Here is a 25,042-nt window from a genome sequence, read left to right as displayed (position 1 = left end):
AGGATCAACCTTTTCGGCGGGTCAGGCGCTAGAATAGCCGGACCAATGAAAACAAAGGGACAAGGTTATCATGCGTACATTCAATCGCCTGCTGTTGACCGGTTTGATTGCACTCGCTCCGATGGCTGCCACGGCGGCAGACAGTGCCCCTGGAGGTGATCCGGAAGTTACCATTCGCACGGAAGGCGACAAAACCATCCAGGAATACCGCCAAAACGGCTTTCTGTACGCAATCAAAGTCACCCCGAAGGGCGCACCACCGTACTTTCTGGTACGTGCGGACGGCACCGACGCGAACTTCATCCGCTCTGACCAGCCGGATATGCTGATCCCGTCATGGAAGATCTTCGAATGGAAATGATTTCTTAATTTTAACCGGCGCTGCCCACCGCAGCGCCCGTAACGGCAGTTTTAACCATGTCTGTGTTCACCCCCCTGGCTCGGCCCGAGCTGGAAACCTTTCTCGCCCCTTACGGGCTCGGCCGCCTGCTTGATTTCCAGGGGATTGCCGCCGGCAGCGAAAACACCAATTTCTTTATCAGCCTGGAACAGGGTGAATTCGTCCTGACCCTGGTTGAGCGTGGCCCGGTGGCAGAAATGCCGTTCTTCATCGAACTGCTTGACGTGCTCCACGACGCCGACCTGCCTGTGCCGTACGCCCTGCGTACCACCGACGGTATCGCTTTGCGCGAACTCAAGGGCAAACCGGCCTTGCTGCAACCGCGCCTGGCGGGCAAGCACATCAAGGAGGCCAATGCGCAGCATTGCGCCCAGGTTGGCGAACTGCTCGGCCACCTGCACTTGGCCACCCAGGGCGAAAAGGTACTTGAACGCAAGACCGACCGCGGCCTGGCGTGGATGCTCAGCGAGGGCGCGCAGCTTATTTCGCACCTCAACGAGGCCCAGCAACGCCTGTTGCGCGATGCGCTGGCCGAGATCGACGCTCACAAGGCTGACATCCTCGGCCTGCCACGAGCGAATGTGCACGCCGATCTGTTTCGCGATAACGCGATGTTTGAAGGCACGCACCTGACGGGCCTGATCGACTTCTACAACGCCTGTTCGGGGCCGATGCTCTACGACGTGGCAATCGCCTTGAATGACTGGTGCTCGGATGCCGATGGCGTGATTGACGGTCACCGTGCCCGGGCGCTGCTGGGCGCTTACGCGGGGCTACGAGCGTTTACCGCGAAGGAAGCCGAGCTATGGCCGACCATGCTGCGCGTGGCGTGCGTACGGTTCTGGCTGTCCCGGCTGATCGCGGCCGAGTCATTTGCCGGGCAGGATGTGTTGATTCACGACCCGGCTGAGTTCGAGCATCGCCTAGCGCAGCGTCAGCAGGTCACGCTCCACCTACCGTTCGCGCTTTAAAAGACCGACTCGGTCAATGTGGGAGCTGGCTTGCCTGCGATAGCGGTATCAACTGAGCCAACGCTATCGCGGGCAAGCCCGCTCCCACAGGAGTTTTGTGTTACCTGTTAGAGCGACTCCAGGCAACCGGCCAGATCATTGCCGAGTTTTTCCAGCACCTGCTCATAACCCTGCGCGGTAGCCGGCGTATAGCCACCCAACGCATCCAATTCCGCCAACTTCACCGGCAACCCGGCCACCAGGGTTTCGGCCAAGCGAGGTCGCAACGGCGGCTCGCTAAACACGCAAGTCTTGCCCACTTCCTGCAAACGCGCGCGCATCGCCGCTACGTGCTGCGCGCCCGGCTGCACTTCGGCGGCCACGCTGAACACGCCAGCATGCTTCAAACCGTACGCCTCTTCGAAGTAATCAAAGGCTTCGTGGAACACGAAGTATGGTTTGCCATCAACGCCCGCCAAACGCTGCTTCAGGCGCGCATCCAGCGCGTTCAGGCGTTCTTCGAAGGCCTTCGCATTGCTCTGATAACGCTCGGCATTGGCTGGGTCGGCAGCGCTCAGATCGGCCGCCATCCGAGCGGCGATCACACGTGCATTGACCGTGGACAGCCACAGGTGCGCATCCACACTGCCTGGGCGGTGATCATGGTCATGTTCGTCGGCTTCATCGGCATGTGAATGGCTATCTTCGCCGAAGATGCGCAGTTTCATGCCTGGCAGGTCCTGCACGGCCACCGTTGGCGCCGTACGGCCTTTGAGCACACGCGGCAAAAACGTTTCCATGTCCGGCCCGATCCAGTACAGCAGGTCCACCGACTGCACACGCCGTACGTCGGATGGGCGTAAAGCGAAGTTGTGCGGCGACGCCCCCGGCGGCAGCAATACCTCTGGAACAGCCACGCCGTCCTGCACGGCAGCGGCAATCAGTTGCAACGGCTTGATGCTCGTCAGTACCTTGACCTCGGCCTGAGCGGCACCCGCAACGAACAAACTGGTGACAAATACGACAAAAACGGGAAAAAGTCGGGACACGATGACCACTCGATGGCGTAGGAACGGGTAACATAATAACGTCTCTATCAAATATCTGTCGCCGCTCATGCCTAAAACACCGCTTGCCAGCCGTCCCCACGACCACTCTCACTGCGTGCACACCGCATTGTCAGAGGCCGACACCCTGTGCGCAAAGAAAGGCTTGCGCCTGACCGCCTTGCGTCGCCGGGTGCTGGAGCTGGTGTGGCAGAGCCATAAGCCTTTGGGCGCTTACGATATTCTTGGCGTCCTCAGCGAGCAGGACGGCCGCCGCGCCGCACCGCCTACCGTTTACCGTGCACTGGATTTCTTGCTGGAAAATGGCCTGGTGCACCGTATCGCCTCGCTCAACGCCTTTGTCGGTTGCAACCACCCGGAGCACGCGCATCAGGGCCAGTTCCTGATCTGCCGCGAGTGCCACGCCGCCATCGAGCTTGAGCAAAAAAGCATCAGCGACGCCATTATCAAAAGCTCTGCCGACGTCGGCTTCAAGGTCGAAGGGCAAACGGTCGAAGTGGTCGGCCTGTGCGCAGGCTGCCAGGGGGTTTGATGAGCAATGCGTTAATCCGCCTGGAGCAGGTCGGGGTCACGTTCGCCGGGCAAAACGTGCTGGAGAACATCGCTCTGAGCGTGGAACCGGGGCAAATCGTCACCCTGATCGGCCCCAACGGCGCCGGCAAGACCACCTTGGTGCGCGCCGTGCTCGGGCTGCTCAAGCCCCACAGCGGCACGGTTTGGCGCAAGCCCAAGCTGCGCGTGGGCTATATGCCGCAAAAGCTGCACGTGGACCCGACATTGCCGCTCTCCGTATTGCGCTTCCTGCGCCTGGTGCCTGGCGTAGACCGCGCCCGCGCCCAGGCTGCGCTTAAGGAAGTCGGCGCCGAACACGTCATCGACAACCCGGTGCAAAGCATCTCCGGTGGCGAAATGCAGCGCGTGCTGCTGGCCCGCGCCCTGCTGCGCGAGCCCGAGCTGCTGGTACTCGATGAACCCGTGCAAGGTGTCGATGTCGCCGGCCAGGCCGAGCTGTACAGCCTGATCACCCGCCTGCGCGACCGCCATGGTTGCGGCGTACTGATGGTCTCCCACGACTTGCACCTGGTCATGAGCACCACCGACCAAGTGGTCTGCCTCAACCGCCACGTGTGCTGCTCCGGCCACCCGGAACAGGTCAGTGGCGACCCGGCGTTCGTGGAGCTGTTCGGCAAGAACGCCCAGAGCCTGGCGATCTACCATCACCACCATGACCACGCCCATGACCTGCATGGCGCCGTCGTCGATACCCCCCACGTTCATGGAGATAGCTGCAAGCATGGCTGATTTTCTGCTCTACGCCCTGCTGGCAGGCTTGGCTTTGGCACTGGTGGCGGGCCCATTGGGCTCGTTCGTGGTGTGGCGACGCATGGCCTATTTCGGCGACACCTTGTCCCATGCTGCCTTGCTGGGCGTGGCCATGGGCTTTCTGCTGGATGTAAGCCCGGCCATCGCCGTGACCGTCGGCTGCCTGCTGCTAGCCGTGCTGCTGGTGACCCTGCAGCAACGCCAGCCACTGGCTTCCGACACACTGCTGGGCATCCTTGCGCCCAGTACCTTGTCTCTGGGCCTGGTGGTGCTGAGCTTCATGCATGAAGTGCGCATCGACCTGATGGCCTACCTGTTCGGCGACCTGCTGGCGATCAGCCCGACCGACCTGGCCTGGATCCTCGGCGGCAGCGCTGCGGTGCTGGCGTTGCTGGTGGCCCTGTGGCGCCCGTTGCTGGCGATCACCGTGCATGAAGAACTGGCCAAGGTAGAAGGCTTGCCCGTCGCAGGCCTGCGTATGGCCTTGATGTTGCTCATCGCCGTGGTGATTGCTGTCGCGATGAAGATTGTCGGCGTATTGTTGATCACGTCGCTGCTGATCATTCCAGCCGCCGCCGCCCAGCGCCACGCTCGCTCTCCGGAGCAGATGGCGATTGGCGCCAGCCTCCTGGGGATGCTTGCAGTGTGTGGTGGCCTGGCGCTGTCCTGGTTCAAGGACACACCGGCCGGGCCGTCGATTGTGGTTACGGCGGCCGCCCTGTTTCTGCTGAGTTTTGTCCTGCCCCGTCGAGGGGTGTAGACTTGCTCGCTTTTTGCGCAAATAGAGAGTCGCAGGAATGAAGCCGTTCACCTCCCGTTATCTGCTCCTTGCCGCATTTTCACTGCTGCTGGGCGCCTGCCAAAGTACGCCGCCCGCTGCCCCCCAGGCTCCGGATCCGCGGGCTGCGGCCATCGCGCAACTGGAACAAAACCTGGCCAGCAGCGAATTGGCCACCGCCGAAGACCAGCTGGCTGCATTGCAGGCCCAATCGCCCAATGACCCGGCACTTGAGGCCTACCAGCGTCAATTGGCCGAAGCCTACCTGCAACGCAGCCAGATCGTGTTGCAAAAAGGCGACGTCAACGCTGCCGCCACGGCCCTGAGCCGCGCCCGCGCCTTGATGCCCAAGGCCCCTGCGCTGACCGGTGGCGTCAACAGCGCCATCAGCCATGCGCGCAAAGCCGAATTGGACCAGGCAGAAGCTGCGTTGAAAGCCGCTGAGGCCAAGCCTGCCGCCAAGGTCATCGACCCGGCAGCGCCGAGCACCACCGTGGCGCTGAACCTTGCGGATGTTGAAGACATGCGCCATCAGTTGGACGCCATCGCCACCGATGTGGTGAATTACCAGTGCGACGTCAGCATCCAGGTGCCACGCACCCAGGATTACCCGTGGCTGGCCACGTTACTGACCAAGCGGGTCAAGCGGATTGATTCGGGGTATGACCTGAAGATTCACCGGCAAATCCTGAAACGTATTCCGGCGCAGGTTGTGCTGATTCCGCGCAAGGCGGACTAAAAGCATCGCAGGCAAGCCAGCTCCCACATTTGAACAGTGTGGGAGCTGGCTTGCCTGCGATGACGACCTAACAAACAACCGATAAGTTAAGCCGGAATCGCCTTGGATTTCGGCTCACGCTCCCACACCCGATGCTGGGCAATCGCCGCAAAAAACGCTTTGAACGCCTTGGCATCCGCGCCCACGATCAACCCCGCATCCTCCTCCAGTTTCAGCAGGTCCAGCAACGGCTTCACATCGCTGGCTACCGCAATCGCCTTCAGGTGTTTGTAGGCTTCCAGTACGTAATGCAACGCCACGCCATCACCGCTCAGCGCCTTCACGGACTCTTTGCCACCCGGGATAAACACTGCGTCGAAGGCAATGGACGGCATGCCTTCCATGGAGGCGTCGACCGGCAGCGTCTTGCCCTGCGCGGTGGTTACCGGCGCCGAAGTAGGCCCCAGCAACTTGGCATGGGCGCCTTCAGCTTCAAGCGCGGCTTTTAACGCGTCAATGGCCGCACCATCAACGCCGTTGGCTGCCAGAATCGCCACTTTGCGCGTTTTGATATCACCCGATAGCAAATTCACCTGGCTCAAGGCTGGCGATTCTTTCAACGACGTTTCACGTGCAGGCACGGTGCCCTTGGTCGGCGCCGGCAAGCCGAGGTTCTGCGCAACGCGCTTGGCCAGCTCCAGGTCGATATTGGCCAGGATCTCGTTGACCTGGCGCGCACGGATGAACTCGCGCTCCACCTTGCCCAGCTCAAAACTGTAGGCCGCGATAATGTGCTCTTTCTCGTGGTGGCTCATGCTGTTGTAGAACAGCGTCGCCTGGGAGAAATGGTCACCGAAGGATTCGCTGCGCTCACGTACTTTGTTGGCATCGACGCGCTCGTAGTAGGACTCAAAGCCACCATCGGTAGGACCAGCAGGGGTTTCTTTCGGCCAACCACCATCAATAGAGTTTGGCTCGTAGGACGCACGACCCTTATCAATCACGGTGCGATGCTGAGCGTCGCGCTGGCCGTTATGGAAAGGCACGACAGGCCGGTTGATTGGAATCTCATGAAAGTTCGGCCCGCCCAGTCGGCTGATCTGGGTATCGGTGTAGGAAAACAGACGGCCCTGCAGCAATGGGTCGTTGGTGAAGTCGATGCCCGGCACGATGTGGCCCGGGCAGAACGCAACCTGCTCGACTTCAGCGAAGAAGTTGTCCGGGTTACGGTTGAGCACCATTTTGCCCAGCGGCGTGATCGGTACCAGTTCTTCTGGAATGATCTTGGTCGGGTCGAGCAAGTCGAAATCAAACTTGTGCTCGTCTTCTTCGGCCACGATCTGTACGCCCAGCTCCCACTCGGGGTAATCGCCGCTTTCAATCGCTTCCCACAGGTCACGACGGTGGTAGTCCGTATCTTTACCGGCCAGCTTTTGCGCCTCATCCCATACCAGCGAGCAGGTGCCGACTTTTGGACGCCAGTGGAACTTCACGAAGCTGGACTTACCTTCGGTATTGATCAAACGGAAGGTGTGTACCCCAAAGCCCTGCATGGCGCGCAGGCTTTTTGGAATGGCGCGGTCGGACATGGCCCAGATCACCATGTGCGCGGATTCCGGTTGCAGCGAAACAAAGTCCCAGAACGTATCGTGGGCCGAACCGCCGGTAGGAATCTCGTTATGAGGCTCGGGTTTCACCGCGTGGACGAAGTCAGGAAATTTGATCGCATCCTGGATGAAGAACACCGGCATGTTGTTGCCCACCAGGTCGAAGTTGCCTTCGTCGGTGAAGAACTTCACGGCAAAACCGCGAACGTCACGCACGGTGTCGCCGGAGCCACGCGGGCCCTGCACCGTGGAAAAACGCGCGAACACCGGGGTTTTATGCTCAGGCGTGCGCAGGAAACCTGCCTTGGTCAGCGCCGAATGGTCGCCGTAACTCTGGAAATAGCCATGGGCCCCCGTACCACGGGCATGCACGATGCGCTCCGGGATGCGCTCATGGTCAAAGTGCGTGATCTTTTCACGCATGATGAAGTCTTCCAGCAGCGACGGGCCGCGAGCGCCGACTTTCAGGCTGTTCTGGTTATCGGAAATTTTCACGCCCTGGTTGGTGCGCAGGGCCTGGCCGGTTGCATCGGAACGGAATTCTTCCAACGCCTGCAGCTTGGCGTTGGTGTTGCCACGGTCCAGGGTATCAGTGCCCGCGAGTTCACTCTTCGGCGGGGTGGCTGGCTTCTTGGTACTCATCAGTCAAAACTCCTTATTCAAAGTGGCCAGAGCGGTCCCCGGCTCGTTTGAGCAAAACCCCAGGCACGGCACCTGGGAAATCGAGTTGCTTAAGTAGTGACTGACTGGGTTTTGCACCGTTCCTTTTTTATGACCTTTGATCGCGTTATTGCCAAATGACTGGATGAATACGAAATAAATGCTAAGAAACGCTATACGGACAGGCTAAAATGCGCGCCCGGCTAACCGCTGATCCCTTTTCAATGCGCCCCACAAGGTTCGCTACGTGATCGAGTTTCAAAACGTCCATAAAACCTACCGCGTCGCCGGTAAGGATATCCCCGCCCTGCACCCCACCAGCCTGCGCGTCGCCAATGGCCAGGTGTTTGGCCTGATTGGCCACTCGGGTGCGGGTAAAAGCACGCTGCTGCGCCTGATCAACCGCCTGGAAGAACCCAGCGGCGGGCAGATCACGGTCGACGGTGAAGAAGTCACCGCCCTGGATGCCAACGGCCTGCGCCGCTTCCGTCAGCAGGTCGGGATGATCTTCCAGCACTTCAACTTGCTGGCGTCCAAGACCGTGGCCGACAACGTCGCGCTGCCGCTGACGCTCGCCGGTGAACTGTCGCGCAAGGAAATCGACCAACGTGTGGCTGAGCTGCTCGCCCGCGTCGGCTTGTCGGACCACGCCAAGAAGTACCCGGCGCAGTTGTCCGGCGGCCAGAAACAGCGCGTCGGCATCGCCCGAGCCCTGGCGACCAAGCCAAAAATCCTGCTTTGTGACGAAGCCACCAGCGCCCTCGACCCGCAAACCACGGCGTCGGTCCTGCAACTGCTGGCCGAGATCAACCGCGAGTTGAACCTGACCATCGTGTTGATCACCCATGAAATGGACGTGATCCGCCGCGTATGCGACCAGGTCGCCGTGATGGACGCCGGGGTGATCGTCGAGCAAGGCTCGGTGGCCGACGTGTTCCTGCACCCCAAGCACCCGACCACCAAACGCTTCGTACAAGAAGCCGAACAGGTGGACGAAGGCGAGCAGCGCGACGACTTTGCCCATGTGCCAGGCCGTATCGTGCGCCTGACGTTCCAAGGGGACGCGACCTACGCGCCACTGCTGGGTACCGTCGCACGGGAAACCGGTGTGGACTACAGCATTCTTGCCGGTCGTATCGACCGCATCAAAGACATCCCTTACGGGCAACTGACCCTCGCCGTCACCGGCGGTGACATGGAAGCTGCGTTTGCACGCTTCACCGCCGCAGACGTTCACATGGAGGTGCTGCGCTGATGGACGTGTTCCTGAGTTTCTTCGCCAATATCGACTGGTCTGAAATCTGGCTCGCCACCGGCGACACCATGACCATGCTGTTCGGCTCGCTGTTCTTCACCGTGCTGCTGGGCCTGCCCCTGGGCGTGCTGTTGTTCCTGACCAGCCCGCGCCAGCTGTTCGAACAAAAAGGCCTGTACGCGCTGTTGTCGCTGATCGTGAATATCTTGCGCTCGCTGCCGTTCATCATTCTGTTGATCGTGATGATTCCGTTCACGGTACTGATCACCGGCACGTCGCTGGGTGTTGCCGGTGCGATCCCACCGTTGGTCGTCGGCGCTACGCCATTCTTTGCGCGCCTGGTGGAAACCGCACTGCGCGAAGTGGACCGTGGCATCATCGAAGCCACCCAGGCCATGGGCGCCACCACCCGCCAGATCATCACCAATGCCCTATTGCCCGAGGCCCGCCCTGGCATCTTCGCGGCGATTACGGTGACGGCTATTACACTGGTTTCCTACACCGCGATGGCTGGTGTGGTCGGTGCTGGCGGCCTGGGCGACCTGGCAATCCGTTTTGGCTACCAGCGCTTCCAGACCGATGTGATGGTGGTCACTGTGGTGATGCTGTTGATTCTGGTGCAAATTCTGCAAACCGTCGGCGACCGGCTGGTGGTGCACTTTTCTCGTAAATAACGGCCATTGCCGGCGCGCAGCCGGCAGATGCCCGAACAAGGAGCTTGCTGGATGAAAAAACTACTGGTTGCCTTCGCCGCCGTGGCTGCGTTTTCCGCCCACGCCGAGACCATTACGGTCGCTGCTTCGCCGGTGCCTCACGCCGAAATCCTCGAATTCGTGAAGCCTGCCCTGGCCAAAGAAGGCGTGGATCTGAAGGTCAAAGTCTTCACCGACTACGTGCAGCCGAACGTACAGGTGGCTGAAAAGCGCCTGGATGCCAACTTCTTCCAGCACCAGCCGTACCTGGATGAATTCAACAAAGCCAAAGGCACTCACCTGGTGAGCGTCGGCGCTGTGCACCTGGAACCTCTGGGCGCTTACTCCAGCAAGTACAAAAAACTGGCCGACCTGCCTGACGGCGCCAACGTGGTGATCCCGAACGACGCCACCAACGGCGGCCGTGCGCTGTTGCTGCTGGCCAAGAACGGCCTGATCACCCTGAAGGACCCGACCAACATCCTGTCGACCATCAAGGACATCACCGGCAACGATAAAAACCTGAAATTCCGTGAACTGGAAGCCGCTACCTTGCCGCGCGTGCTGACCCAGGTCGATCTGGCGCTGATCAACACCAACTACGCCCTGGAAGCCAAGCTGGACCCATCCAAGGATGCCCTGGTGATCGAAGGCAACGACTCGCCTTACGTGAACATCCTGGTGACCCGCGAAGACAACAAGGATGCAGACGCGGTGAAGAAGCTGGTTGCAGCCTTGCACACGCCTGAAGTGAAGAAATTCATCGAAGAGAAGTACAAAGGCGCGATCAAGCCAGCGTTCTGATATCTCCTGATCTGATCGTTCCCACGCTCCGCGTGGGAACGCCTCTTGTGACGCTCTGGGTCACGCTTGGGGACGCAGAGCGCCCCTAACTGCATTCCCACGCTCAGCGTTGGAACGATCATCAGGTGCTCACTTGCGCTGTAGCAACCCCGGCAACTGCGCCACCAGCTTCTGGTTGTTCAACGGCGCACGAATAAACCCACGCTGGGTACCATCCGGGCCGATCAGTGCCAGGTTACCGCTGTGGTCGACAGTGTAGTTCGGCTTGTTGGTATCCGCCGGAATGAAGGGAATGCTCACCGCATTCGAAACCTTCTGTACATCCTCCACATTCGCGCCAGTCAGGCCTTGGAACTGTGGGTCGAAGTAACCCAGGTACTGCTTGAGCTGCGCCGGGGTATCGCGGTTCGGATCGACGCTCACCAGGATCACCTGCAACTTATCCACAGCCTCTTTGGGCAGTTCGCTCTTGATCTGGCGAAGCTGGGCGAGGGTGGTCGGGCAGATATCCGGGCAGAAGGTGTAACCGAAAAACAGCAGGCTCCACTTGCCCTTCAACTCATTGACCACCACCGGCTGACCTTCCTGGTCAGTCATGGTCACCGCTGGCAACTGGCGGCTTTGCGGCAGCAGAATGATGCCGGCGTCGATCAGCGCAGTGGGGTCGCCCTGGCCTTTGCCCGAGAGCACTTTGTTGACGGTCAGGCCCATGATCAACGCCACCAGGGCCACGAGGATGAAGACGGTTTTTTGAGTTCGAGTCATAGGTTCAACAATAAGTAGTGGTCTACGAGCAGGGCGATAAACAGCAGCAGCAAGTACCAGATAGAGTACTTGAACGTGTTGATCGCCGCGTGCGGCTGGCTGCCACGGTACAACACCCAGGCCCATTGCAGAAAGCGCGCCCCCAATACCAGCGCAAAGCCCAAGTAGAGCAGCCCGCTCATGTGGATAACGTAGGGCATCAGGCTCACCGCCAGCAGGGCGAAGGTGTACAGCAGGATATGCACCTTGGTGTAGTGCTCGCCATGGGTGACCGGCAGCATCGGGATGTCGGCCTTGGCGTATTCCTCTTTGCGGTGAATAGCCAGGGCCCAGAAGTGTGGCGGAGTCCAGGCGAAGATGATCAGCACCAGCAGCAAGGGTTCGGCACTCACATGCCCAGTGACAGCCACCCAACCCAGCAGCGGCGGCGCCGCACCGGCCAGACCGCCGATGACAATATTCTGCGGCGTCGCTCGCTTGAGAAAGCCGGTGTAGACCACCGCATAACCCAGCAGCGAAGCCAAGGTCAGCCAGGCCGCCAGCGGGTTGGTGAACGCCAGCAGCAGGGCCAATCCTGCAATCGCCAGGAACAACGCAAACGCTAACGCCGCCATCGGCGAGACACGCCCCTCAGCCATCGGCCGCTTGTGAGTGCGCGCCATCACGGCATCAATCCGTCGATCCACTACATGATTGACCGCCGCCGCGCCGCCGGCACACAGGGCAATGCCGAGGTTGCCGAACACCAGCACTGTCCAGGGCACACCGGCGCGGGTGGCAAGGAACATGCCCACCAGCGAAGTGATCAGCATCAGCACCACCACTTTGGGCTTGGTCAGCTCCAAATAGTCACGCCAGATCGCCCGGTCGCGACGTGCGCCGATCACGGCCGCCATGGCAGTTCTCCTTTAAGGGTGATCAGGCCTGACACCTGTTTGCGCGGGATAAAACGCCAGCCGAACAGGCGCGAGTGACGCACCCGAACCAGGCTGGTGCGCGCGTGATAATTGACCAGCACCAGCGTCATCAACAACGTTGCCCCGCCAGCGTTGTGCGCGACCGCCACCGGCAGCGGCAGGCCGAACGCCACATTGCTCACCCCCAGGCAGATCTGCGCGGCCAGGGCGATCAACAACAAGCCGGCCAGGCGCGTCATCCCCACTGCCCGCAGTTGCCAGGCCAAACCGAGCAGCACCAGCGTGACCAGCACGGCGCCGATGCGATGCGTCAGGTGGATGGCGGTGCGCGCTTCGCTGTCGAGCTGGCCCCCCAGGTAATTGGGGCCGATGTGCTGGGTCAGGTGAAAACCATTGGCGAAGTCCGCTGCCGGCCACCATTGGCCGTGGCAGGTGGGCAAATCGACACAGGCCACCGCGGCGTAGTTGGAACTGACCCAGCCGCCCAGGGCGATCTGCCCGATCACCAGCACCAGCCCCGCCGTCGCCCAATATTGCAGGCGCTTGGGCACGACCAGCGCCGGTAGTACGCCGGACAGCCGCAGGGTCAGCAGAAACAGCAGGCTCAAGGTCGCAAAGCCGCCCAAAAGATGCCCTGTGACCACTTGCGGCCAGAGCTTCAAGGTCACGGTCCACATGCCAAACGCCGCTTGGGCGAACACCACCGCCAGCAGGAACAGCGGCAGCTTCACCGGCTGGCCCGGATCGCGTCGATGACGCCACGAACGCGCCGCCAGCAGCGCGATCAACAGGCCCAGGCTGCCCGCGAAGTAGCGATGGGTCATCTCGGCCCAGCCTTTGTCGGCCTCCACCGGCGTGTCGGGAAAGTGCAACTCGGCATGAGCCAGTTGGGCTTCGCTTTGCGGCACGCTGATAAAGCCATAGCAGCCCGGCCAGTCCGGACAGCCGAGGCCGGCGTGGGTCAGGCGGGTATAAGCACCGAGCAGCACGACAAACAACGCCAGTAACGTGGCAAGCAGCGCGAGGCGAAATCCAGGCTTGGCCATGAGGGTGCCCTTATCCGATGTTCGACAGTTTCAGCAGCAAGCGCAGATCGTTGAGCAAGTCCTTGCCCTTGACCTTGGCGTCGTAGCGCAGCACCAGATTGCCGTGGGGGTCGACGATCCACAATTGCGCATCGCCAGGCGCGGCAGCGTTCCTGGTAAAGGTCGACACATCCAGCGGGTAGCGCTGCAGCTGTGGATATTCGGCTTTGAGCTTGGCCTCGTATTCGCCGCTCAACGGTTGCGCACCCGCCAGGGCATGGCTGGCACGGGATGCATCACGGCCAAGGCTGATCTGCAGCTGACGCGCCAGGTAGACCAGTTGCTGGCAATTGGCAGCACAGGCGGTGGGGGCGGTGACCAGCAGTTGCCAGCGCTGTTCATCGGCCTGCACGCCGATGTCGGCGCGGGTCTGGCCGTTGCCAATCAGTTCGCCGTGATAGCTGCGGCTGTCCGGCACCCAGAACTGCAATTTGTACATGAAGGTGGCCAGCACCATCGGGCCGATCACCATCATCAGGATCAAAATCAGCTGCCAGCGCCCCTTGCGCCGATCAGGCGTGTCAGATGTGCTGGGTGGATTCATGACCGCTCCCATGGGGCTTCTCCTTTTTGTTATGCCATCCGAGGTAGAGGTAAAGCGCCAGCAACGCCATGGCCATGGCGAACCATTGCACAGCGTAGGCCAGGTGTTTTTCCGGGCCCATGGCGACCACAGGCCAGCTGGTTTCGTAGGTACCGGGGCCCGCTTCGGCACGCAGCTCATAGGCAAAGCCACTGCGCCCCAGCTCGCCCCACAAGGCGGCAGGGTGCAGCGCGGTCAGCAGGCGCGGCCATTGCGTGCTGGCCGGGTCGGCATGCAGTTGGAAGGTCTCGCCGGGGGCGACGTACACCCAGGCGTCGAGGTTCAGCGTCTGTTCAGGGGTTGTAAAGGCGGGCGCGATACGCCGGTCCGGCCAGGGCAGCCAGCCGCGATTGAGCAACAGCCACAGGCCGCTGGCCTGGTCATGAAAGGGTTGCAGCAACTCGACACCGGCCTTGCCGTCACGCATGCGGTTATCCAGCAATACGCTGTGTGCATCATCCAGTTGCCCGCGAAGGTGAACGCGACGGAAGGCTGGATCAGCCATGTCATTGAGCTGAGCACTGCTGACCGGCTCGGCGGCGCGGCGCTCGGCATAACGGTCTACCAACAGTTGCTTTTCGTGCCCGCGGGACAATTGCCAAAACCCCAGGCCCACCATCAACGGCAGCAACACCAGTACCACCAGCGTCGGCGCGATGCCCGGGCGAAAGCGTTGCATGGCACTGGCTATACTCGATCTCATCGCCCCTCCCCAATTAGCCCGGAGCCAGACCATGCTCAAAGCCGCCATTGCCCTGATGCTGATCGCGACCGTCGTGAGCCTGTTCAGTGGCTTGTTCTTCCTGGTCAAGGACGAGGGCAACTCCAACCGCCTCGTCACTGCCTTGACCGTGCGTGTCACGCTGGCCATGATCACCGTGGGCTTGATCGCCTGGGGCTTTTTCAGCGGCCAATTGGTCTCTCATGCGCCGTGGTAAGCGGCGTCACAGCACATAGACAAAGAAAAACAGCCCGATCCACACCACGTCCACAAAGTGCCAATACCAACTGGCCGCCTCAAAACCGAACTGGTGCTCGGCATTGAAATGCCCGCGCAGGATACGCATCAGCATCACAAACAGAATGATGGTGCCGATGGTCACGTGGGCGCCGTGAAAGCCCGTGAGCATGAAGAACGTCGCGCCGTACACCCCCGAACCCAAGGTAAGGCCCAACTCTTTGTAGGCGTGGATGTATTCCTCGGCCTGGAATCCAAGAAACGCCAAGCCCAGCAGCACGGTGATCGCCAGCCAGACTTTCAGCGCACCACGATGGCCTTTGCGCAGGGCATGGTGGGCAATGGTGATGGTCACGCTGGAACTCACCAGCAAGATGGTGTTCACCAATGGCAGGCCCCAGGGGCTGATGGTGCCTTTGGGCGCAGGGTAGAGCTTAGGGTCGGGGTTGTTCAGCAGGGGCCAGGCAAACTCAAAGTTCGGCCACAGCATGTGGGCAATGCCCTTGGGCCCCTCGCCCGCCAACCAAGGCCCGGCCCAGACGCGCACGTAGAACAGCGCACCAAAAAAGGCGATGAAGAACATCACCTCCGAAAAGATGAACCAGGTCATGCCCCAGCGGAACGAGCGGTCCATCTGCGCGCTGTACAGCCCGGCGCGACTTTCCTTGATCACCGCGCCAAACCAGCCAAACAGCATATAGGCCAGCAACAAACCGCCGACGAAAAAGATCCACGGCCCGTGGGATTCGGGCCGCGCGGCCTTCAAGTCGTTGAACCACACGGCCAGGCCATACACGGTGACCAGCAGGCCAATCGTGGCAATTATTGGCCATTTGCTTTGCGCTGGTACGTAGTACGTATCATGAGTCGACATGTATTCGCTCTCCTGATTGAGGGGGCAAACAGTAGCTAGCCCCCGGTCCTGACGGCCACGGGCGGCTGGCGCGCAGTGATATCGAACAGCGTGTACGCCAGGGTCAAATGCTTCACATCCTTGGGCATCGCGCGGTCGACGATGAAACGTACGGGCATCTCAATGCGCTCACCGGGCTGCAACACTTGCTGGGTGAAGCAGAAGCATTCGGTCTTGTGGAAGTACATCGCCGCTTCGGCCGGGGAAATGCTGGGTATCGCCTGGGCTGTCATCGGCTTATCGGTGGGGTTGTAGGCCACGAACACCATCTCGTTGACTGCACCGGGGTTGACCACAATCTCATCGGCCTTGGAGTGGAATTCCCAGACCATGTCGATGGCGTTGGTGGACAGAAACTGCACCCGCACCTGGCGCGAGGGGTCAACCATTTGCTCACCCTCGTACTGCCCGGCGGTCTTGCCGTTGATGCCGAACGCCTTGCACATCACGTCGTAGATCGGCACCAGGGCGAAGCCAAAGGCGAACATCGCCAGCACTAGGATTAGCAGGCGGGTGACCAGGCGCTTGAGCGGGACGGAGTCAGCCATGGCGCCCACCTGGCTTTGGACTTTCTGTGGGAGCTGGCTTGCCTGCGATGAGGGCCTGAGGGTTGGTAGATTCAGCGCCTGACCTACCGCCATCGCGGGCAAGCCCGCTCCCACAGGGGGAGTATAGGGAGGGCTTCATTTGACCTCCGGCGGCGTGGTGAAGGTGTGATACGGCGCGGGTGAGGGCACGCTCCATTCCAGGCCCTCGGCGCCATCCCACGGCTTGGCCGGCGCAGGCGGGCCGCCACGGATGCACTTGATGACAATGAACAGGAAGAAGATCTGCGTGGCGCCGAACATGAAGGCACCAATGGACGAGACCATATTGAAGTCAGCGAACTGCAGGTTGTAGTCCGGCACTCGGCGCGGCATACCGGCCAGCCCCACAAAGTGCATGGGGAAGAACGCCATGTTCATGCCCACGAAAGACAACCAGAAGTGCAGCTTGCCCAAGGTTTCGTCGTACATATGGCCGGTCCATTTCGGCAGCCAGTAGTAGGCAGAAGCGAAGATCCCGAAGATCGCGCCGGGCACCAGTACGTAATGGAAATGCGCCACCACAAAGTAGGTGTCGTGGTACTGGAAGTCCGCCGGGGCAATCGCCAGCATCAGCCCGGAGAAGCCGCCGATGGTGAACAGGATCACAAAGGCCACCGCAAACAACATCGGCGTCTCGAACGTCAGTGAGCCTTGCCACATGGTGCTGACCCAGTTGAACACCTTCACGCCCGTGGGCACGGCAATCAGCAGGGTGGCGTACATGAAGAACAGCTCACCCACCAGCGGAATGCCCACCACGAACATGTGGTGCGCCCACACGATGAACGACAGGAACGCGATGCTCGCGGTGGCGTAGACCATCGAGGTGTAACCGAACAGCGGCTTGCGCGAGAAGGTAGGGATGATCGAGCTGACGGCGCCAAAGGCCGGCAGGATCATGATGTACACCTCGGGATGCCCGAAGAACCAGAACACGTGCTGGAACAGCACCGGATCACCACCACCGGCCGCACTGAAGAAGCTGGTGCCAAAGTGAATGTCCATCAGCATCATGGTCACGCAGCCCGCCAGTACCGGCATCACCGCGATCAGCAGGAATGCGGTGATCAGCCAGGTCCACACGAACAGCGGCATTTTCATCAGGGTCATGCCCGGCGCACGCAGGTTGAGGATGGTGGCGACCACGTTGATCGCGCCCATGATCGAACTGATGCCCATCAGGTGGATGGCAAATATAAAGAACGTCACGCTTTCCGGCGCATAAGTGGTGGAGAGCGGGGCGTAGAAGGTCCAGCCGAAATTCGGCCCGCCGCCGGGCGTGAACAAGGTGGACACCAGCAACAGGAACGCCGCCGGCAACAGCCAGAAGCTGAAATTGTTCATGCGCGGCAGGGCCATGTCCGGCGCGCCGATCATCAACGGGATCATCCAGTTGGCCAGGCCGACAAACGCCGGCATCACCGCGCCGAATACCATGATCAACCCGTGCATGGTGGTCATCTGGTTGAAGAACGCCGGCTGCACGATCTGCAGGCCCGGCTGGAACAACTCGGCGCGGATCACCATGGCGAACGAGCCGCCGAGCAGGAACATGGTGAAGGCGAACCACAGGTACATGGTGCCGATGTCTTTGTGGTTGGTGGTCAGCACCCAGCGCATCAAGCCTTTGGCGGGGCCGTGGGCGTGGTCGGCATGACCGTGGTCGATCACAGTGCTCATGGCCGTTCTCCTGCAAGCGAGTGAGCGGGGCGATTCAGGGCATTGGCAATGAAAGTCGTCATTTGCTTTGGGCCTGTTTCAGAGCCAGCACGTCTTTGGGCGTGACCATGTCGCCTTTGTTATTGCCCCAGGCGTTACGCTCATAGGTCACCACAGCGGCGATATCCACTTCAGAGAGCTGCTTGCCGAAGGCTGCCATCGCGGTGCCGGGCTTGCCGTGATACACGATGCTCAGATGGTCTTTGGCCGGCCCGGTGGCGATTTTCGAGCCCTTGAGCGCTGGGAACATCGGTGGCAAGCCTTGGCCCTCGGCCTGGTGACAGGCCACGCAAGTGGTGTGATAGACCTTGTCGCCACGTGCCACCAGTTCGTCCAGTGTCCATTCTTTGGAGGTCAACTCCTTGAGCTTGGCGGCCTCCTCCTTGCGCTCCCCCAGCCAGGTGTCGTAGTCGGCCTTGGACTTGACCTCCACCACGATGGGCATGAAGCCATGGTCCTTGCCACACAGTTCGGCGCACTGGCCACGGTAGATGCCGGGCTTCTCGACGCGGGTCCAGGCCTCGTTGACGAAGCCAGGGATAGCATCGCGCTTGACCGCAAAGGCCGGCACCCACCAGGAGTGGATCACATCGGCAGCGGTCACCAGAAAGCGCACCTTGGCGCCCACCGGCAATACCAGCGGCTGGTCGACTTCCAACAGGTAGTGCTCACCCTTGGTGGCCTGGTTATGGATCTGCTCGGCGGGGGTGGCCAGGTTGCTGAAGAACTCCACATCCTGACCCAGGTATTTGTAGTGCCACTTCCACTGATAGCCGGTGACCTGGATATCGATATCCGACTCACTGCTGTCGTAGATGTTGATCAGGGTCTTGGTGGCCGGAATAGCCATGGCCACCAGGATCAGCAAGGGCACCACGGTCCAGAGGATTTCCACGGTGGTGCTTTCGTGGAACTTGGCCGCTACCTGGCCCGTGGACCGACGGTGCAGGATCATCGACCAGAACATCGCGCCAAACACGACGATGCCGATCACCACACAGATCCAGAAAATGGTCATGTGCAGGTCAAACACAGCGTGGCTGACTTCAGTAGCCCCTGGCGCCATATTCGTAGTCCAGGCGGCGTGCGCCTGGCCGAATACCGACCACAACAGGAGGCCCATCCAAACGTGTGGATGTCGCGTCATTGCGGGTTCCCCTTTATGTTTCTTGTTATCCCGCCGGTTTGCACCTGCGGCGAAGGGAGCGGCTTCCATACTGCTTACAACCGCCAAGCCTTGCCTGCGTCATGCAGTTGGGCGTCATCAGCTAATTGCGTACAAAATCGAGTATAGACAGCCGTAGCAACCCCGCAATGTGTGGGGGCAAATGAATAGAAACAGACAGACGGAGCCCGTAAAATAGGCAGCGGAATCGTTTATCCGACGAACGATGGCATTTCGATATAACCCCTGCCTATAACCATGAAATAATTATGACAAATGCGTCTTAGGCGCTCGTATAAACGAACTACTTTATCTTCTCCCTTTTCCTACGCCTGCTTCACTGGAGCCCTCATGAACACCGCCGCATTGCGCGAGCAGATTTCCCGTGCCCATCAACACGAAGCCAGCACCGGCCAGCTCGTCAGCCAGCTGAAAAAACAAGTGCCGCACCTGCATTCGTCCATCGCCCTGGCTGACGGTGATCGCAACATGGTCATGACCCGTTTTGTGACCGCTTACATCGACCTGGTTCCTGATTTGCTCGACGCCGCCAATGACGTGGCCCGTGAGGCCGGGATTGAAAGCCAGATCAAACCGGTACTGAAAATCGCTGAACATTTCTTCCTGCAGCCGCCAGCGATTCTGGCCGGACACGACGGCCTTGATGGCCTGCTGGATGAGGCCTACCTGGCGCATCGCCTGGTCGAAGAAGTGAACGATCTGTATATCAAGCATTTTGGCCAGCCGTTGATTCCAGCGGATACCACCGTGGCCAACGTGATCGCCCATCAACTGATCGGTGAAGACTTCGCCAACCAATTGGATGAAGCCGTGCACCTGGCGGTGGATGAGATGCTTAACGAGGAAAGCTTTGCGCTGGAGTCGGTCGAGGCCTATCGCGAACAGCTCAAGAGCCCGCAGACCGAAGCGTCCTGGAAGCGCTGGCCATGCCTGTCGCGCCAGCTTGGGGTTGAGCTGTCGCTGGATCAGCCGGCATAGACTTCAGATCCGATAGGGGATTCAATGTGGGAGCCGGGCAAGCCCGGCTCCCACAGTTTTTTGAAGGGTCAGGCAGGCGCTGAGCCGATCCCCACTGTCGTTCGCACCCGACCTTCCAGCCGACGCTTCAACCCACGCGCCTCGATCACCAACGTCGAGCCCTTGGCCGCATTGGCCCGGCCCCATTCTTCCAGCAACTCCAGGCAAGAGTGGTCGATGTAACTCAAGTTGCTCAACGGCACATGCAGGGTGGTCCCCGCAGGCACCGCCGACAACACCTGAGTCAACGCCGGCACCTTCAGAAAGGTCGCCGCCCCCGTCAAACGCAGCTCCATCTCACCTTCCTGGGGCAGGTCGATCAGGCTGACTTTCAGGCGCGAGGCCTTGAAGGCCAACTTGAGCAATGTGAGCCCGAAGCCCACCAGCACGCCGGTCAGCAAATCGGTAAAGATGATTGCCAGCGCGGTGGCCGCATAGGTGAACATCGGCATCCGCCCATAGCGCCCCAGCGCCTTGAACGCCTTGACGTCTACCAGCTTGATCCCGGTGTATACCAGCACACCCGCCAGGCTCGCGACCGGAATGCTCTGCAGCACGCTCGACAGCAAAAGCACGAAACCCAGCAACCACAGGCCATGGAACATCGCCGACAGACGCGTGGTAGCACCAGCCTGGACGTTAGCCGAGCTGCGTACGATCACACCGGTCATTGGCAATGCACCCACCAGGCCGCAGAGCATGTTGCCCACGCCTTGGGCCGACAATTCCTTGTCGAAATCGGAACGTTGACCACTGTGCATACGGTCCACCGCTGCGGCAGACAGCAGGGTTTCGGCACTGGCAATAAACGCCACGGCGAATGCCGCGATCAAAAGCTGTGGATCTGCCAGGTTCAGCAGGTCGCTGGGGCGCAGCCAGTCGATAGCGTCCGCCAGGTTTTCCGGGACTTCCACGCGCTTGACCTGCAACGCCAGCACCAGGCTGGCGACGGTCGCCAGGCCCACGCCAAGCAACGCGCCAGGCACAAACCGCAGTTGTTGCGGGCGGAATTTGTCCCACAGGTACATCACCAACATCGTCGACAGGCCGAGTACGCCAGCCTGCCAGCCGAGACCGCCGCCGAAGGTAGGAATCGCTTCAGCCAGCGCTGCCGGGAAGCCAGCCAGGTTATCCAGCCCTGACGGCTTGGGCGCGCCGTCGAGCATCACATGGATCTGCGACAGCACGATCAACACGCCAATGCCGGCCAACATGCCGTAGACCACCGCCGGCGCGGTGACGCGAAACCAGCAGCCCAGGCGCAAACGCCCGGCCACCAATTGCAGGAAGCCGGCCAGCAACAGGATCGGCCCCAGCATCAGCATGCCGTGCTGGCGCACCAGTTCGAACACCAGTACCGCCAGACCCGCCGCCGGGCCGCTGACTTGCAGCGGCGAGCCGGCCAACCAGCCCACCACCAAGCCGCCGATGATGCCAGTGATCAGGCCTTTGGCCGGCGGCATGCCGGACGCAATCGCGATGCCCATGCACAGTGGCAAGGCGACCAGAAAAACAACCACCGAGGCGAGCAGCTCCCGTGGCAATACAGCTTTCAATTGAGCAGCACGCATGATGACTCTCCCGAGGCATTCGCCGGGCGCGGTAAAGCCTGGCTGCATCCATGGCAGCCACCGCATTACCCGGCAGGGAAGTGTTTTAGAAGCGCGCTTTAGGCGTCGCTGAAGGGATCGGCTCGGTGCCGTTCAGCGGTCGGAACGCCGCTTTGTCCGCATCGTAGGCCCGGATTTCGCTGGTCTCGATGTTGTAGATCCAACCATGGATAAACAAATGACCATTGGCCATGCGCGAAGCCACGGAAGGGTGGGTGCGCAAATGTTGCAGTTGGGCGATAACGTTTTCTTCGGTCAGCACCGCCATGCTCTCGCCTTCGTTGGCGCAGTCGCAGTTGTCATGGACCATTGTCTTGGCGACCTCGGCGTGACGCAACCAGGCCTTGACCGTTGGCATCTTCTCCAGGCTGTCGGGGTTGAGCACCGCACGCATGGCGCCGCAGTCCGAATGCCCGCACACGATGATGTGCTGTACGCCAAGGGCGAGCACCGCGTACTCGATAGCGGTGGAAACACCACCGTTCATCTGGCCGTAAGGCGGCACCACGTTACCGACGTTACGGGTCACGAACAGGTCGCCTGGGGAGCTTTGGGTGATCAGCTCGGGCACGATACGCGAGTCGGCGCAGGTGATGAACATCGCCCGTGGGCTCTGGGCGGTGGCGAGTTTCTTGAAGAGTTCTTCCTGCTGGGGGAAGACGTCGTGATGGAAATGCAAAAAGCCGTCAACGATATGCTGCAGCGCTGCATCGGCGGATTCCGCCACCTGAGGGGCTGAAGCCGACGCAGCCAACGGCTGTTTATCCTTGTCACTCATGATTCATCCTCTTGATCAATGCAGGGGAGGGTTCAGGTCAGTTCGACGCCATGGCGGTGAAATAGTTGTAAAACAAGCACCGGCCAGGCCGCCGACTCATCAGTCACTCGCTGAACAAGGTAACCGTCGAAACTTAACTCAAACTGAATGAACCGCTCTAGAACGCGGGTTTCAGTGATGTCAAAACGCGACTATTCCTACAGCAAAGGTGCACGTCTCTCCATCAGTCTACAACAAAGCCATCTGCCTGCCCGGTGGGCAAAACACCGTGCAATCGAGGTTGAACCCTTCCCGCCGATTCAGCCCCAGGCGCTTGATCGCCTTGCTGAAACGCTGCGCCAGCAAATCGGCAAACGGCCCCTCACCACGCATGCGCACGCCAAACCGGCTGTCATACACCTCACCCCCGCGCACCTGGCGCACCAGGCTCATCACATGGGCCGCACGCTGGGGGTAATGGGCCGCCAACCACTCCTCGAATAACGGCGCCACCTCCAACGGCAGGCGCAGCATCATATACGCCGCGCTTTGTGCGCCGGCCGCGTGAGCTTCGGTAAGCAGGCTCTCCAGCTCGCTGTCGTTGATCATCGGGATCATTGGCGAGCACAGCACGCCCACCGGGATACCCGCGTCGCGCATTACCCGAATCGCCCGCAGCCGTGCCTTGGGCGCTGCGGTGCGCGGTTCCAGGATGCGCTTGAGCTCATCGTCCAGGCTGGTGAGGCTGATCATCACCGCCACCAGGCGCTGGCGGGCCAACTCGGTCAGCAGGTCGAGGTCGCGCAGGATCAGCGAGCCCTTGGTGATGATCGTCACTGGGTGGCGGTAGCGCAGCAGGACTTGAAGGGTTTGCCGGGTGATCCGGTATTCGCGCTCAATTGGCTGGTACGGATCGGTATTGGAGCCCAGGTTGATCGGCGCACACACGTAGCCCGGCTTCGACAACTGCTGTTCCAGCACATCGGCCGCGTTGCTCTTGGCAATCAATCTGGTTTCAAAGTCCAGCCCGGGCGACATGTCCCAATAGGCGTGGCTTGGCCGTGCATAGCAGTAGATGCAACCATGTTCACAACCGCGATACGGATTGATGGACCGATCAAACGGCAAGTCCGGGGAGGTGTTGCGGGTGATGATGGTCTTGGCCGTTTCGATACGCACTTCGGTGCCTTGGGTCGGCGGCACTTCCTGGTACCAACCGTCATCCTCGGCCACGCTGACGGTGGGTGCAAAGCGATTGTGCAGGTTGGTGGCCGTACCCCGGCCACGGGGCGGCAGCGCAGTAGACATGAAAACGCCTCGATACTGTTTTTATATACAGTATCGAGGCGCGAAGCTTCTGACCAGTGCCGTTGGGCGGCCAGCGAACTTATCAGTGCTTTTGCGTCACCTGCCCCAGGTCATCGCCCGAGGTGGTGTGCAGATCGTTTTTGCGCAGATCCGCCACATCGCTCGCCTTGACCGGTGCGCCCTGGTTGCCCCAACTGCCACGGATAAAACTGACCACATCCGCCACTTCCTGGTCCGACAGACGCCAGGCAAACGCCGGCATGGTGAAGGTTGACGGCGCCGCATGGGTGGCCGGCAAGGTGCCGCCGTTCAACACAATGTTGATCAACGACGTGGCATCTGCCGTCTGCAACACCGGGTTGCCCGCCAGCGCCGGGAATACCCGCGTATAGCCATGGCCGTCGGTACGGTGGCAGGCCGCGCAGTTGTCGATGTACACCGACGCACCCGGTTTGCTGTCATCCCCCTTCCACAGCGCTTGCGCTACCTGCTTGTCGTACTGGTGCGGCTGATCCTTGGGATCGACCGCCGGCAGGCTCTTGAGGTAACGGGCGATGGCGGTCAGGTCATCTTCCGACATGTACTGCATGCTGTGCACGACCACATCACTCATGCCGCCGAATACCGCGCTGCGGTCGCTGCGACCTGTCTTGAGGAACTGCACCAACTGCTCCTCGCTCCAGCTGCCGAGGCCGTCCTTGTGGTCGCCGCGCAGGCTTTTGGCAATCCAGCCTTCCAATGGCGCACTGCCAGAGAGGAAGGCGCTGCCGTCCGTGGCACTCAGGGCTTTTTCCTGCATGGTCAGGGCACGCGGCGTATGGCAGGCGCCGCAATGTCCGAGACCTTCCACCAGGTAGGCACCGCGATCGATCACCGGGTCGGCAGCGGCTTGCGGCTGATGCGCCTCGACTGCCGGGGCAAACATCCAGCGCCAGGCCGCCAACGGCCAACGCATGCTCAGGGGCCAGGGTATATCGCTTTCCTTGTTTTCCTGGGCGACCGGTTCGACCCCCTTCATGAAGTACGCATACAACGCTTGCATATCGCTGTCGCTGACGCGCGCGTAAGACGGGTAGGGCATCGCCGGGTAAAGCGTACTACCGTTCTTGGCGACGCCATGGCGCACGGCCTTGTCGAAATCCTCGAAGCTGTAGTCGCCCAGGCCGGTCTTGTCCGGGGTGATGTTGGTGGAATAGATCACGCCAATCGGTGTTTCCATCGGCAGGCCGCCAGCGAAGGGCTTGCCACCCTTGGCGGTATGGCAGGCAACACAGTCGCCGGCCCGCGCCAGGTATTCACCCTGTTTGATCAGATCGGTTTCGGCAGCGCTGATCGAGCAGCTGCTGAACAGCGCCAGGGAGGCAATAACGAATGCTTTCATGG

26 protein-coding genes are annotated in these 25,042 nt (G+C 60.7%); 11 read left to right on the top strand and 15 right to left on the bottom strand.

Annotated features, from left to right (window positions below):
- Positions 1-70 precede the first annotated feature (70 nt).
- Together MHH62_RS25020 and MHH62_RS25015 are read left to right on the top strand one after the other, a co-directional pair.
- Positions 71-361 (top strand): DUF2782 domain-containing protein, encoded by a 291-nt coding sequence (locus MHH62_RS25020; RefSeq protein WP_014716338.1) that lies wholly within the window; start codon positions 71-73, stop codon positions 359-361.
- 56 nt (positions 362-417) lie between these two features.
- Positions 418-1,371 carry a homoserine kinase gene (locus MHH62_RS25015; RefSeq protein ID WP_014716337.1) on the top strand — a complete coding sequence of 318 codons (954 nt, stop codon included), beginning with the start codon at positions 418-420 and terminating at the stop codon, positions 1,369-1,371.
- A gap of 107 nt (positions 1,372-1,478) precedes the next feature.
- Here the strand turns inward: MHH62_RS25015 and MHH62_RS25010 are convergent, their stop codons facing one another.
- The gene (locus MHH62_RS25010) at positions 1,479-2,408 is read right to left on the bottom strand and encodes a zinc ABC transporter substrate-binding protein (protein ID WP_003187364.1); all 930 of its coding nucleotides are present in this window, start codon (positions 2,406-2,408) and stop codon (positions 1,479-1,481) included.
- 46 nt (positions 2,409-2,454) lie between these two features.
- On the opposite strand from MHH62_RS25010, the gene MHH62_RS25005 reads away from it, so the two are divergent.
- From MHH62_RS25005 to MHH62_RS24990, 4 genes are read left to right on the top strand one after another with little or no spacing between them, the layout of a single operon-like run.
- Entirely contained in the window at positions 2,455-2,949 is a 495-nt protein-coding gene (locus tag MHH62_RS25005; protein ID WP_169921969.1) for a Fur family transcriptional regulator, read from the top strand.
- Positions 2,949-3,719 carry a zinc ABC transporter ATP-binding protein ZnuC gene (znuC, locus tag MHH62_RS25000; protein ID WP_003187361.1) on the top strand — a complete coding sequence of 257 codons (771 nt, stop codon included), beginning with the start codon at positions 2,949-2,951 and terminating at the stop codon, positions 3,717-3,719. The genes MHH62_RS25005 and znuC overlap by 1 nt, the downstream gene beginning before the upstream one ends.
- Positions 3,712-4,500, top strand: coding sequence for a zinc ABC transporter permease subunit ZnuB (gene znuB / locus MHH62_RS24995; protein WP_014716335.1), 789 nt, complete (start codon positions 3,712-3,714; stop codon positions 4,498-4,500). Before znuC ends, znuB begins: the two co-directional genes overlap by 8 nt.
- Before the next feature lie 37 nt (positions 4,501-4,537).
- On the top strand, positions 4,538-5,257 hold the full coding sequence (locus MHH62_RS24990; RefSeq protein ID WP_020301406.1) for a PA5502 family lipoprotein: 720 nt from the start codon (positions 4,538-4,540) through the stop codon (positions 5,255-5,257).
- A gap of 86 nt (positions 5,258-5,343) precedes the next feature.
- On the opposite strand, the gene katE is transcribed toward MHH62_RS24990, so the two are convergent.
- On the bottom strand, positions 5,344-7,485 hold the full coding sequence (katE, locus tag MHH62_RS24985; RefSeq protein WP_060766945.1) for a catalase HPII: 2,142 nt from the start codon (positions 7,483-7,485) through the stop codon (positions 5,344-5,346).
- A gap of 265 nt (positions 7,486-7,750) precedes the next feature.
- Here katE and MHH62_RS24980 point away from each other — a divergent pair, with 265 nt between their 5' ends.
- From MHH62_RS24980 to MHH62_RS24970, 3 genes are read left to right on the top strand one after another with little or no spacing between them, the layout of a single operon-like run.
- Entirely contained in the window at positions 7,751-8,758 is a 1,008-nt protein-coding gene (locus tag MHH62_RS24980; RefSeq protein WP_014716332.1) for a methionine ABC transporter ATP-binding protein, read from the top strand.
- Positions 8,758-9,432 carry a methionine ABC transporter permease gene (locus MHH62_RS24975; RefSeq protein WP_003187354.1) on the top strand — a complete coding sequence of 225 codons (675 nt, stop codon included), beginning with the start codon at positions 8,758-8,760 and terminating at the stop codon, positions 9,430-9,432. Before MHH62_RS24980 ends, MHH62_RS24975 begins: the two co-directional genes overlap by 1 nt.
- Positions 9,433-9,483: 51 nt before the next feature.
- A complete protein-coding gene (locus tag MHH62_RS24970) occupies positions 9,484-10,254 on the top strand; it encodes a MetQ/NlpA family ABC transporter substrate-binding protein (RefSeq protein ID WP_014716331.1) in 771 nt (256 codons plus the stop codon).
- A 129-nt stretch (positions 10,255-10,383) separates the two neighbouring features.
- Here the strand turns inward: MHH62_RS24970 and MHH62_RS24965 are convergent, their stop codons facing one another.
- Genes MHH62_RS24965 through MHH62_RS24945 form a run of 5 tightly spaced genes read right to left on the bottom strand, consistent with a single transcriptional unit; the run spans position 10,384 to position 14,307 of the window.
- A complete protein-coding gene (locus MHH62_RS24965) occupies positions 10,384-11,019 on the bottom strand; it encodes an SCO family protein (protein ID WP_168224387.1) in 636 nt (211 codons plus the stop codon).
- Complete coding sequence (gene cyoE, locus MHH62_RS24960) at positions 11,016-11,915, bottom strand: heme o synthase (RefSeq protein ID WP_020301410.1); 900 nt, start codon at positions 11,913-11,915, stop codon at positions 11,016-11,018. Before cyoE ends, MHH62_RS24965 begins: the two co-directional genes overlap by 4 nt.
- Positions 11,903-12,982, bottom strand: coding sequence for a COX15/CtaA family protein (locus tag MHH62_RS24955; protein ID WP_339232086.1), 1,080 nt, complete (start codon positions 12,980-12,982; stop codon positions 11,903-11,905). The genes cyoE and MHH62_RS24955 overlap by 13 nt, the downstream gene beginning before the upstream one ends.
- A 10-nt stretch (positions 12,983-12,992) precedes the next feature.
- The gene (locus tag MHH62_RS24950) at positions 12,993-13,577 is read right to left on the bottom strand and encodes a hypothetical protein (RefSeq protein WP_014716327.1); all 585 of its coding nucleotides are present in this window, start codon (positions 13,575-13,577) and stop codon (positions 12,993-12,995) included.
- Positions 13,543-14,307 (bottom strand): SURF1 family protein, encoded by a 765-nt coding sequence (locus MHH62_RS24945; protein WP_336827182.1) that lies wholly within the window; start codon positions 14,305-14,307, stop codon positions 13,543-13,545. The genes MHH62_RS24950 and MHH62_RS24945 overlap by 35 nt, the downstream gene beginning before the upstream one ends.
- Positions 14,308-14,338: 31 nt before the next feature.
- On the opposite strand from MHH62_RS24945, the gene MHH62_RS24940 reads away from it, so the two are divergent.
- Positions 14,339-14,542, top strand: coding sequence for a twin transmembrane helix small protein (locus MHH62_RS24940; protein WP_339232084.1), 204 nt, complete (start codon positions 14,339-14,341; stop codon positions 14,540-14,542).
- A gap of 6 nt (positions 14,543-14,548) precedes the next feature.
- On the opposite strand, the gene MHH62_RS24935 is transcribed toward MHH62_RS24940, so the two are convergent.
- The 4 genes from MHH62_RS24935 to coxB form a co-directional block, all read right to left on the bottom strand.
- Entirely contained in the window at positions 14,549-15,436 is an 888-nt protein-coding gene (locus MHH62_RS24935) for a cytochrome c oxidase subunit 3 (protein ID WP_014716325.1), read from the bottom strand.
- Positions 15,437-15,471: 35 nt separating this feature from the next.
- Entirely contained in the window at positions 15,472-16,023 is a 552-nt protein-coding gene (locus MHH62_RS24930; protein WP_339232083.1) for a cytochrome c oxidase assembly protein, read from the bottom strand.
- A gap of 135 nt (positions 16,024-16,158) precedes the next feature.
- Complete coding sequence (gene ctaD / locus MHH62_RS24925) at positions 16,159-17,742, bottom strand: cytochrome c oxidase subunit I (RefSeq protein ID WP_003187339.1); 1,584 nt, start codon at positions 17,740-17,742, stop codon at positions 16,159-16,161.
- Positions 17,743-17,800: 58 nt separating this feature from the next.
- A complete protein-coding gene (gene coxB, locus MHH62_RS24920; RefSeq protein ID WP_014716323.1) occupies positions 17,801-18,928 on the bottom strand; it encodes a cytochrome c oxidase subunit II in 1,128 nt (375 codons plus the stop codon).
- A gap of 369 nt (positions 18,929-19,297) precedes the next feature.
- Here coxB and MHH62_RS24915 point away from each other — a divergent pair, with 369 nt between their 5' ends.
- Positions 19,298-19,945 (top strand): hypothetical protein, encoded by a 648-nt coding sequence (locus MHH62_RS24915; RefSeq protein ID WP_003187334.1) that lies wholly within the window; start codon positions 19,298-19,300, stop codon positions 19,943-19,945.
- 68 nt (positions 19,946-20,013) lie between these two features.
- On the opposite strand, the gene MHH62_RS24910 is transcribed toward MHH62_RS24915, so the two are convergent.
- From MHH62_RS24910 to MHH62_RS24895, 4 genes are all read right to left on the bottom strand, one after another.
- Positions 20,014-21,555 (bottom strand): SulP family inorganic anion transporter, encoded by a 1,542-nt coding sequence (locus tag MHH62_RS24910; RefSeq protein ID WP_014716321.1) that lies wholly within the window; start codon positions 21,553-21,555, stop codon positions 20,014-20,016.
- An 85-nt stretch (positions 21,556-21,640) separates the two neighbouring features.
- Positions 21,641-22,372, bottom strand: a complete 732-nt coding sequence (locus tag MHH62_RS24905) for a carbonic anhydrase (protein ID WP_003187331.1) — start codon at positions 22,370-22,372, stop codon at positions 21,641-21,643.
- 228 nt (positions 22,373-22,600) lie between these two features.
- Positions 22,601-23,659 carry a PA0069 family radical SAM protein gene (locus tag MHH62_RS24900; RefSeq protein ID WP_014716320.1) on the bottom strand — a complete coding sequence of 353 codons (1,059 nt, stop codon included), beginning with the start codon at positions 23,657-23,659 and terminating at the stop codon, positions 22,601-22,603.
- Between the two features lie 82 nt (positions 23,660-23,741).
- Complete coding sequence (locus tag MHH62_RS24895; protein ID WP_020301413.1) at positions 23,742-25,040, bottom strand: cytochrome c; 1,299 nt, start codon at positions 25,038-25,040, stop codon at positions 23,742-23,744.
- Positions 25,041-25,042: the final 2 nt, after the last annotated feature.

This window comes from Pseudomonas sp. FSL L8-0168, from assembly GCF_037976155.1.
Lineage (GTDB): Bacteria > Pseudomonadota > Gammaproteobacteria > Pseudomonadales > Pseudomonadaceae > Aquipseudomonas > Aquipseudomonas paracarnis.
This window is presented reverse-complemented; position numbering and strand designations above follow the sequence as displayed.

Coding starts and splice junctions, on each gene's coding strand:
- MHH62_RS25020 (WP_014716338.1), top strand. CDS start 71: ATGCGTACATTCAATCGCCTGCTGTTGACCGGTTTGATTGCACTCGCT.
- MHH62_RS25015 (WP_014716337.1), top strand. CDS start 418: ATGTCTGTGTTCACCCCCCTGGCTCGGCCCGAGCTGGAAACCTTTCTC.
- znuC (WP_003187361.1), top strand. CDS start 2,949: ATGAGCAATGCGTTAATCCGCCTGGAGCAGGTCGGGGTCACGTTCGCC.
- znuB (WP_014716335.1), top strand. CDS start 3,712: ATGGCTGATTTTCTGCTCTACGCCCTGCTGGCAGGCTTGGCTTTGGCA.
- MHH62_RS24990 (WP_020301406.1), top strand. CDS start 4,538: ATGAAGCCGTTCACCTCCCGTTATCTGCTCCTTGCCGCATTTTCACTG.
- katE (WP_060766945.1), bottom strand. CDS start 7,485: ATGAGTACCAAGAAGCCAGCCACCCCGCCGAAGAGTGAACTCGCGGGC.
- MHH62_RS24975 (WP_003187354.1), top strand. CDS start 8,758: ATGGACGTGTTCCTGAGTTTCTTCGCCAATATCGACTGGTCTGAAATC.
- MHH62_RS24970 (WP_014716331.1), top strand. CDS start 9,484: ATGAAAAAACTACTGGTTGCCTTCGCCGCCGTGGCTGCGTTTTCCGCC.
- MHH62_RS24965 (WP_168224387.1), bottom strand. CDS start 11,019: ATGACTCGAACTCAAAAAACCGTCTTCATCCTCGTGGCCCTGGTGGCG.
- cyoE (WP_020301410.1), bottom strand. CDS start 11,915: ATGGCGGCCGTGATCGGCGCACGTCGCGACCGGGCGATCTGGCGTGAC.
- MHH62_RS24955 (WP_339232086.1), bottom strand. CDS start 12,982: ATGGCCAAGCCTGGATTTCGCCTCGCGCTGCTTGCCACGTTACTGGCG.
- MHH62_RS24950 (WP_014716327.1), bottom strand. CDS start 13,577: ATGGGAGCGGTCATGAATCCACCCAGCACATCTGACACGCCTGATCGG.
- MHH62_RS24945 (WP_336827182.1), bottom strand. CDS start 14,307: ATGAGATCGAGTATAGCCAGTGCCATGCAACGCTTTCGCCCGGGCATC.
- MHH62_RS24940 (WP_339232084.1), top strand. CDS start 14,339: ATGCTCAAAGCCGCCATTGCCCTGATGCTGATCGCGACCGTCGTGAGC.
- MHH62_RS24935 (WP_014716325.1), bottom strand. CDS start 15,436: ATGTCGACTCATGATACGTACTACGTACCAGCGCAAAGCAAATGGCCA.
- MHH62_RS24930 (WP_339232083.1), bottom strand. CDS start 16,023: ATGGCTGACTCCGTCCCGCTCAAGCGCCTGGTCACCCGCCTGCTAATC.
- ctaD (WP_003187339.1), bottom strand. CDS start 17,742: ATGAGCACTGTGATCGACCACGGTCATGCCGACCACGCCCACGGCCCC.
- coxB (WP_014716323.1), bottom strand. CDS start 18,928: ATGACGCGACATCCACACGTTTGGATGGGCCTCCTGTTGTGGTCGGTA.
- MHH62_RS24915 (WP_003187334.1), top strand. CDS start 19,298: ATGAACACCGCCGCATTGCGCGAGCAGATTTCCCGTGCCCATCAACAC.
- MHH62_RS24910 (WP_014716321.1), bottom strand. CDS start 21,555: ATGCGTGCTGCTCAATTGAAAGCTGTATTGCCACGGGAGCTGCTCGCC.
- MHH62_RS24905 (WP_003187331.1), bottom strand. CDS start 22,372: ATGAGTGACAAGGATAAACAGCCGTTGGCTGCGTCGGCTTCAGCCCCT.
- MHH62_RS24900 (WP_014716320.1), bottom strand. CDS start 23,659: ATGTCTACTGCGCTGCCGCCCCGTGGCCGGGGTACGGCCACCAACCTG.
- MHH62_RS24895 (WP_020301413.1), bottom strand. CDS start 25,040: ATGAAAGCATTCGTTATTGCCTCCCTGGCGCTGTTCAGCAGCTGCTCG.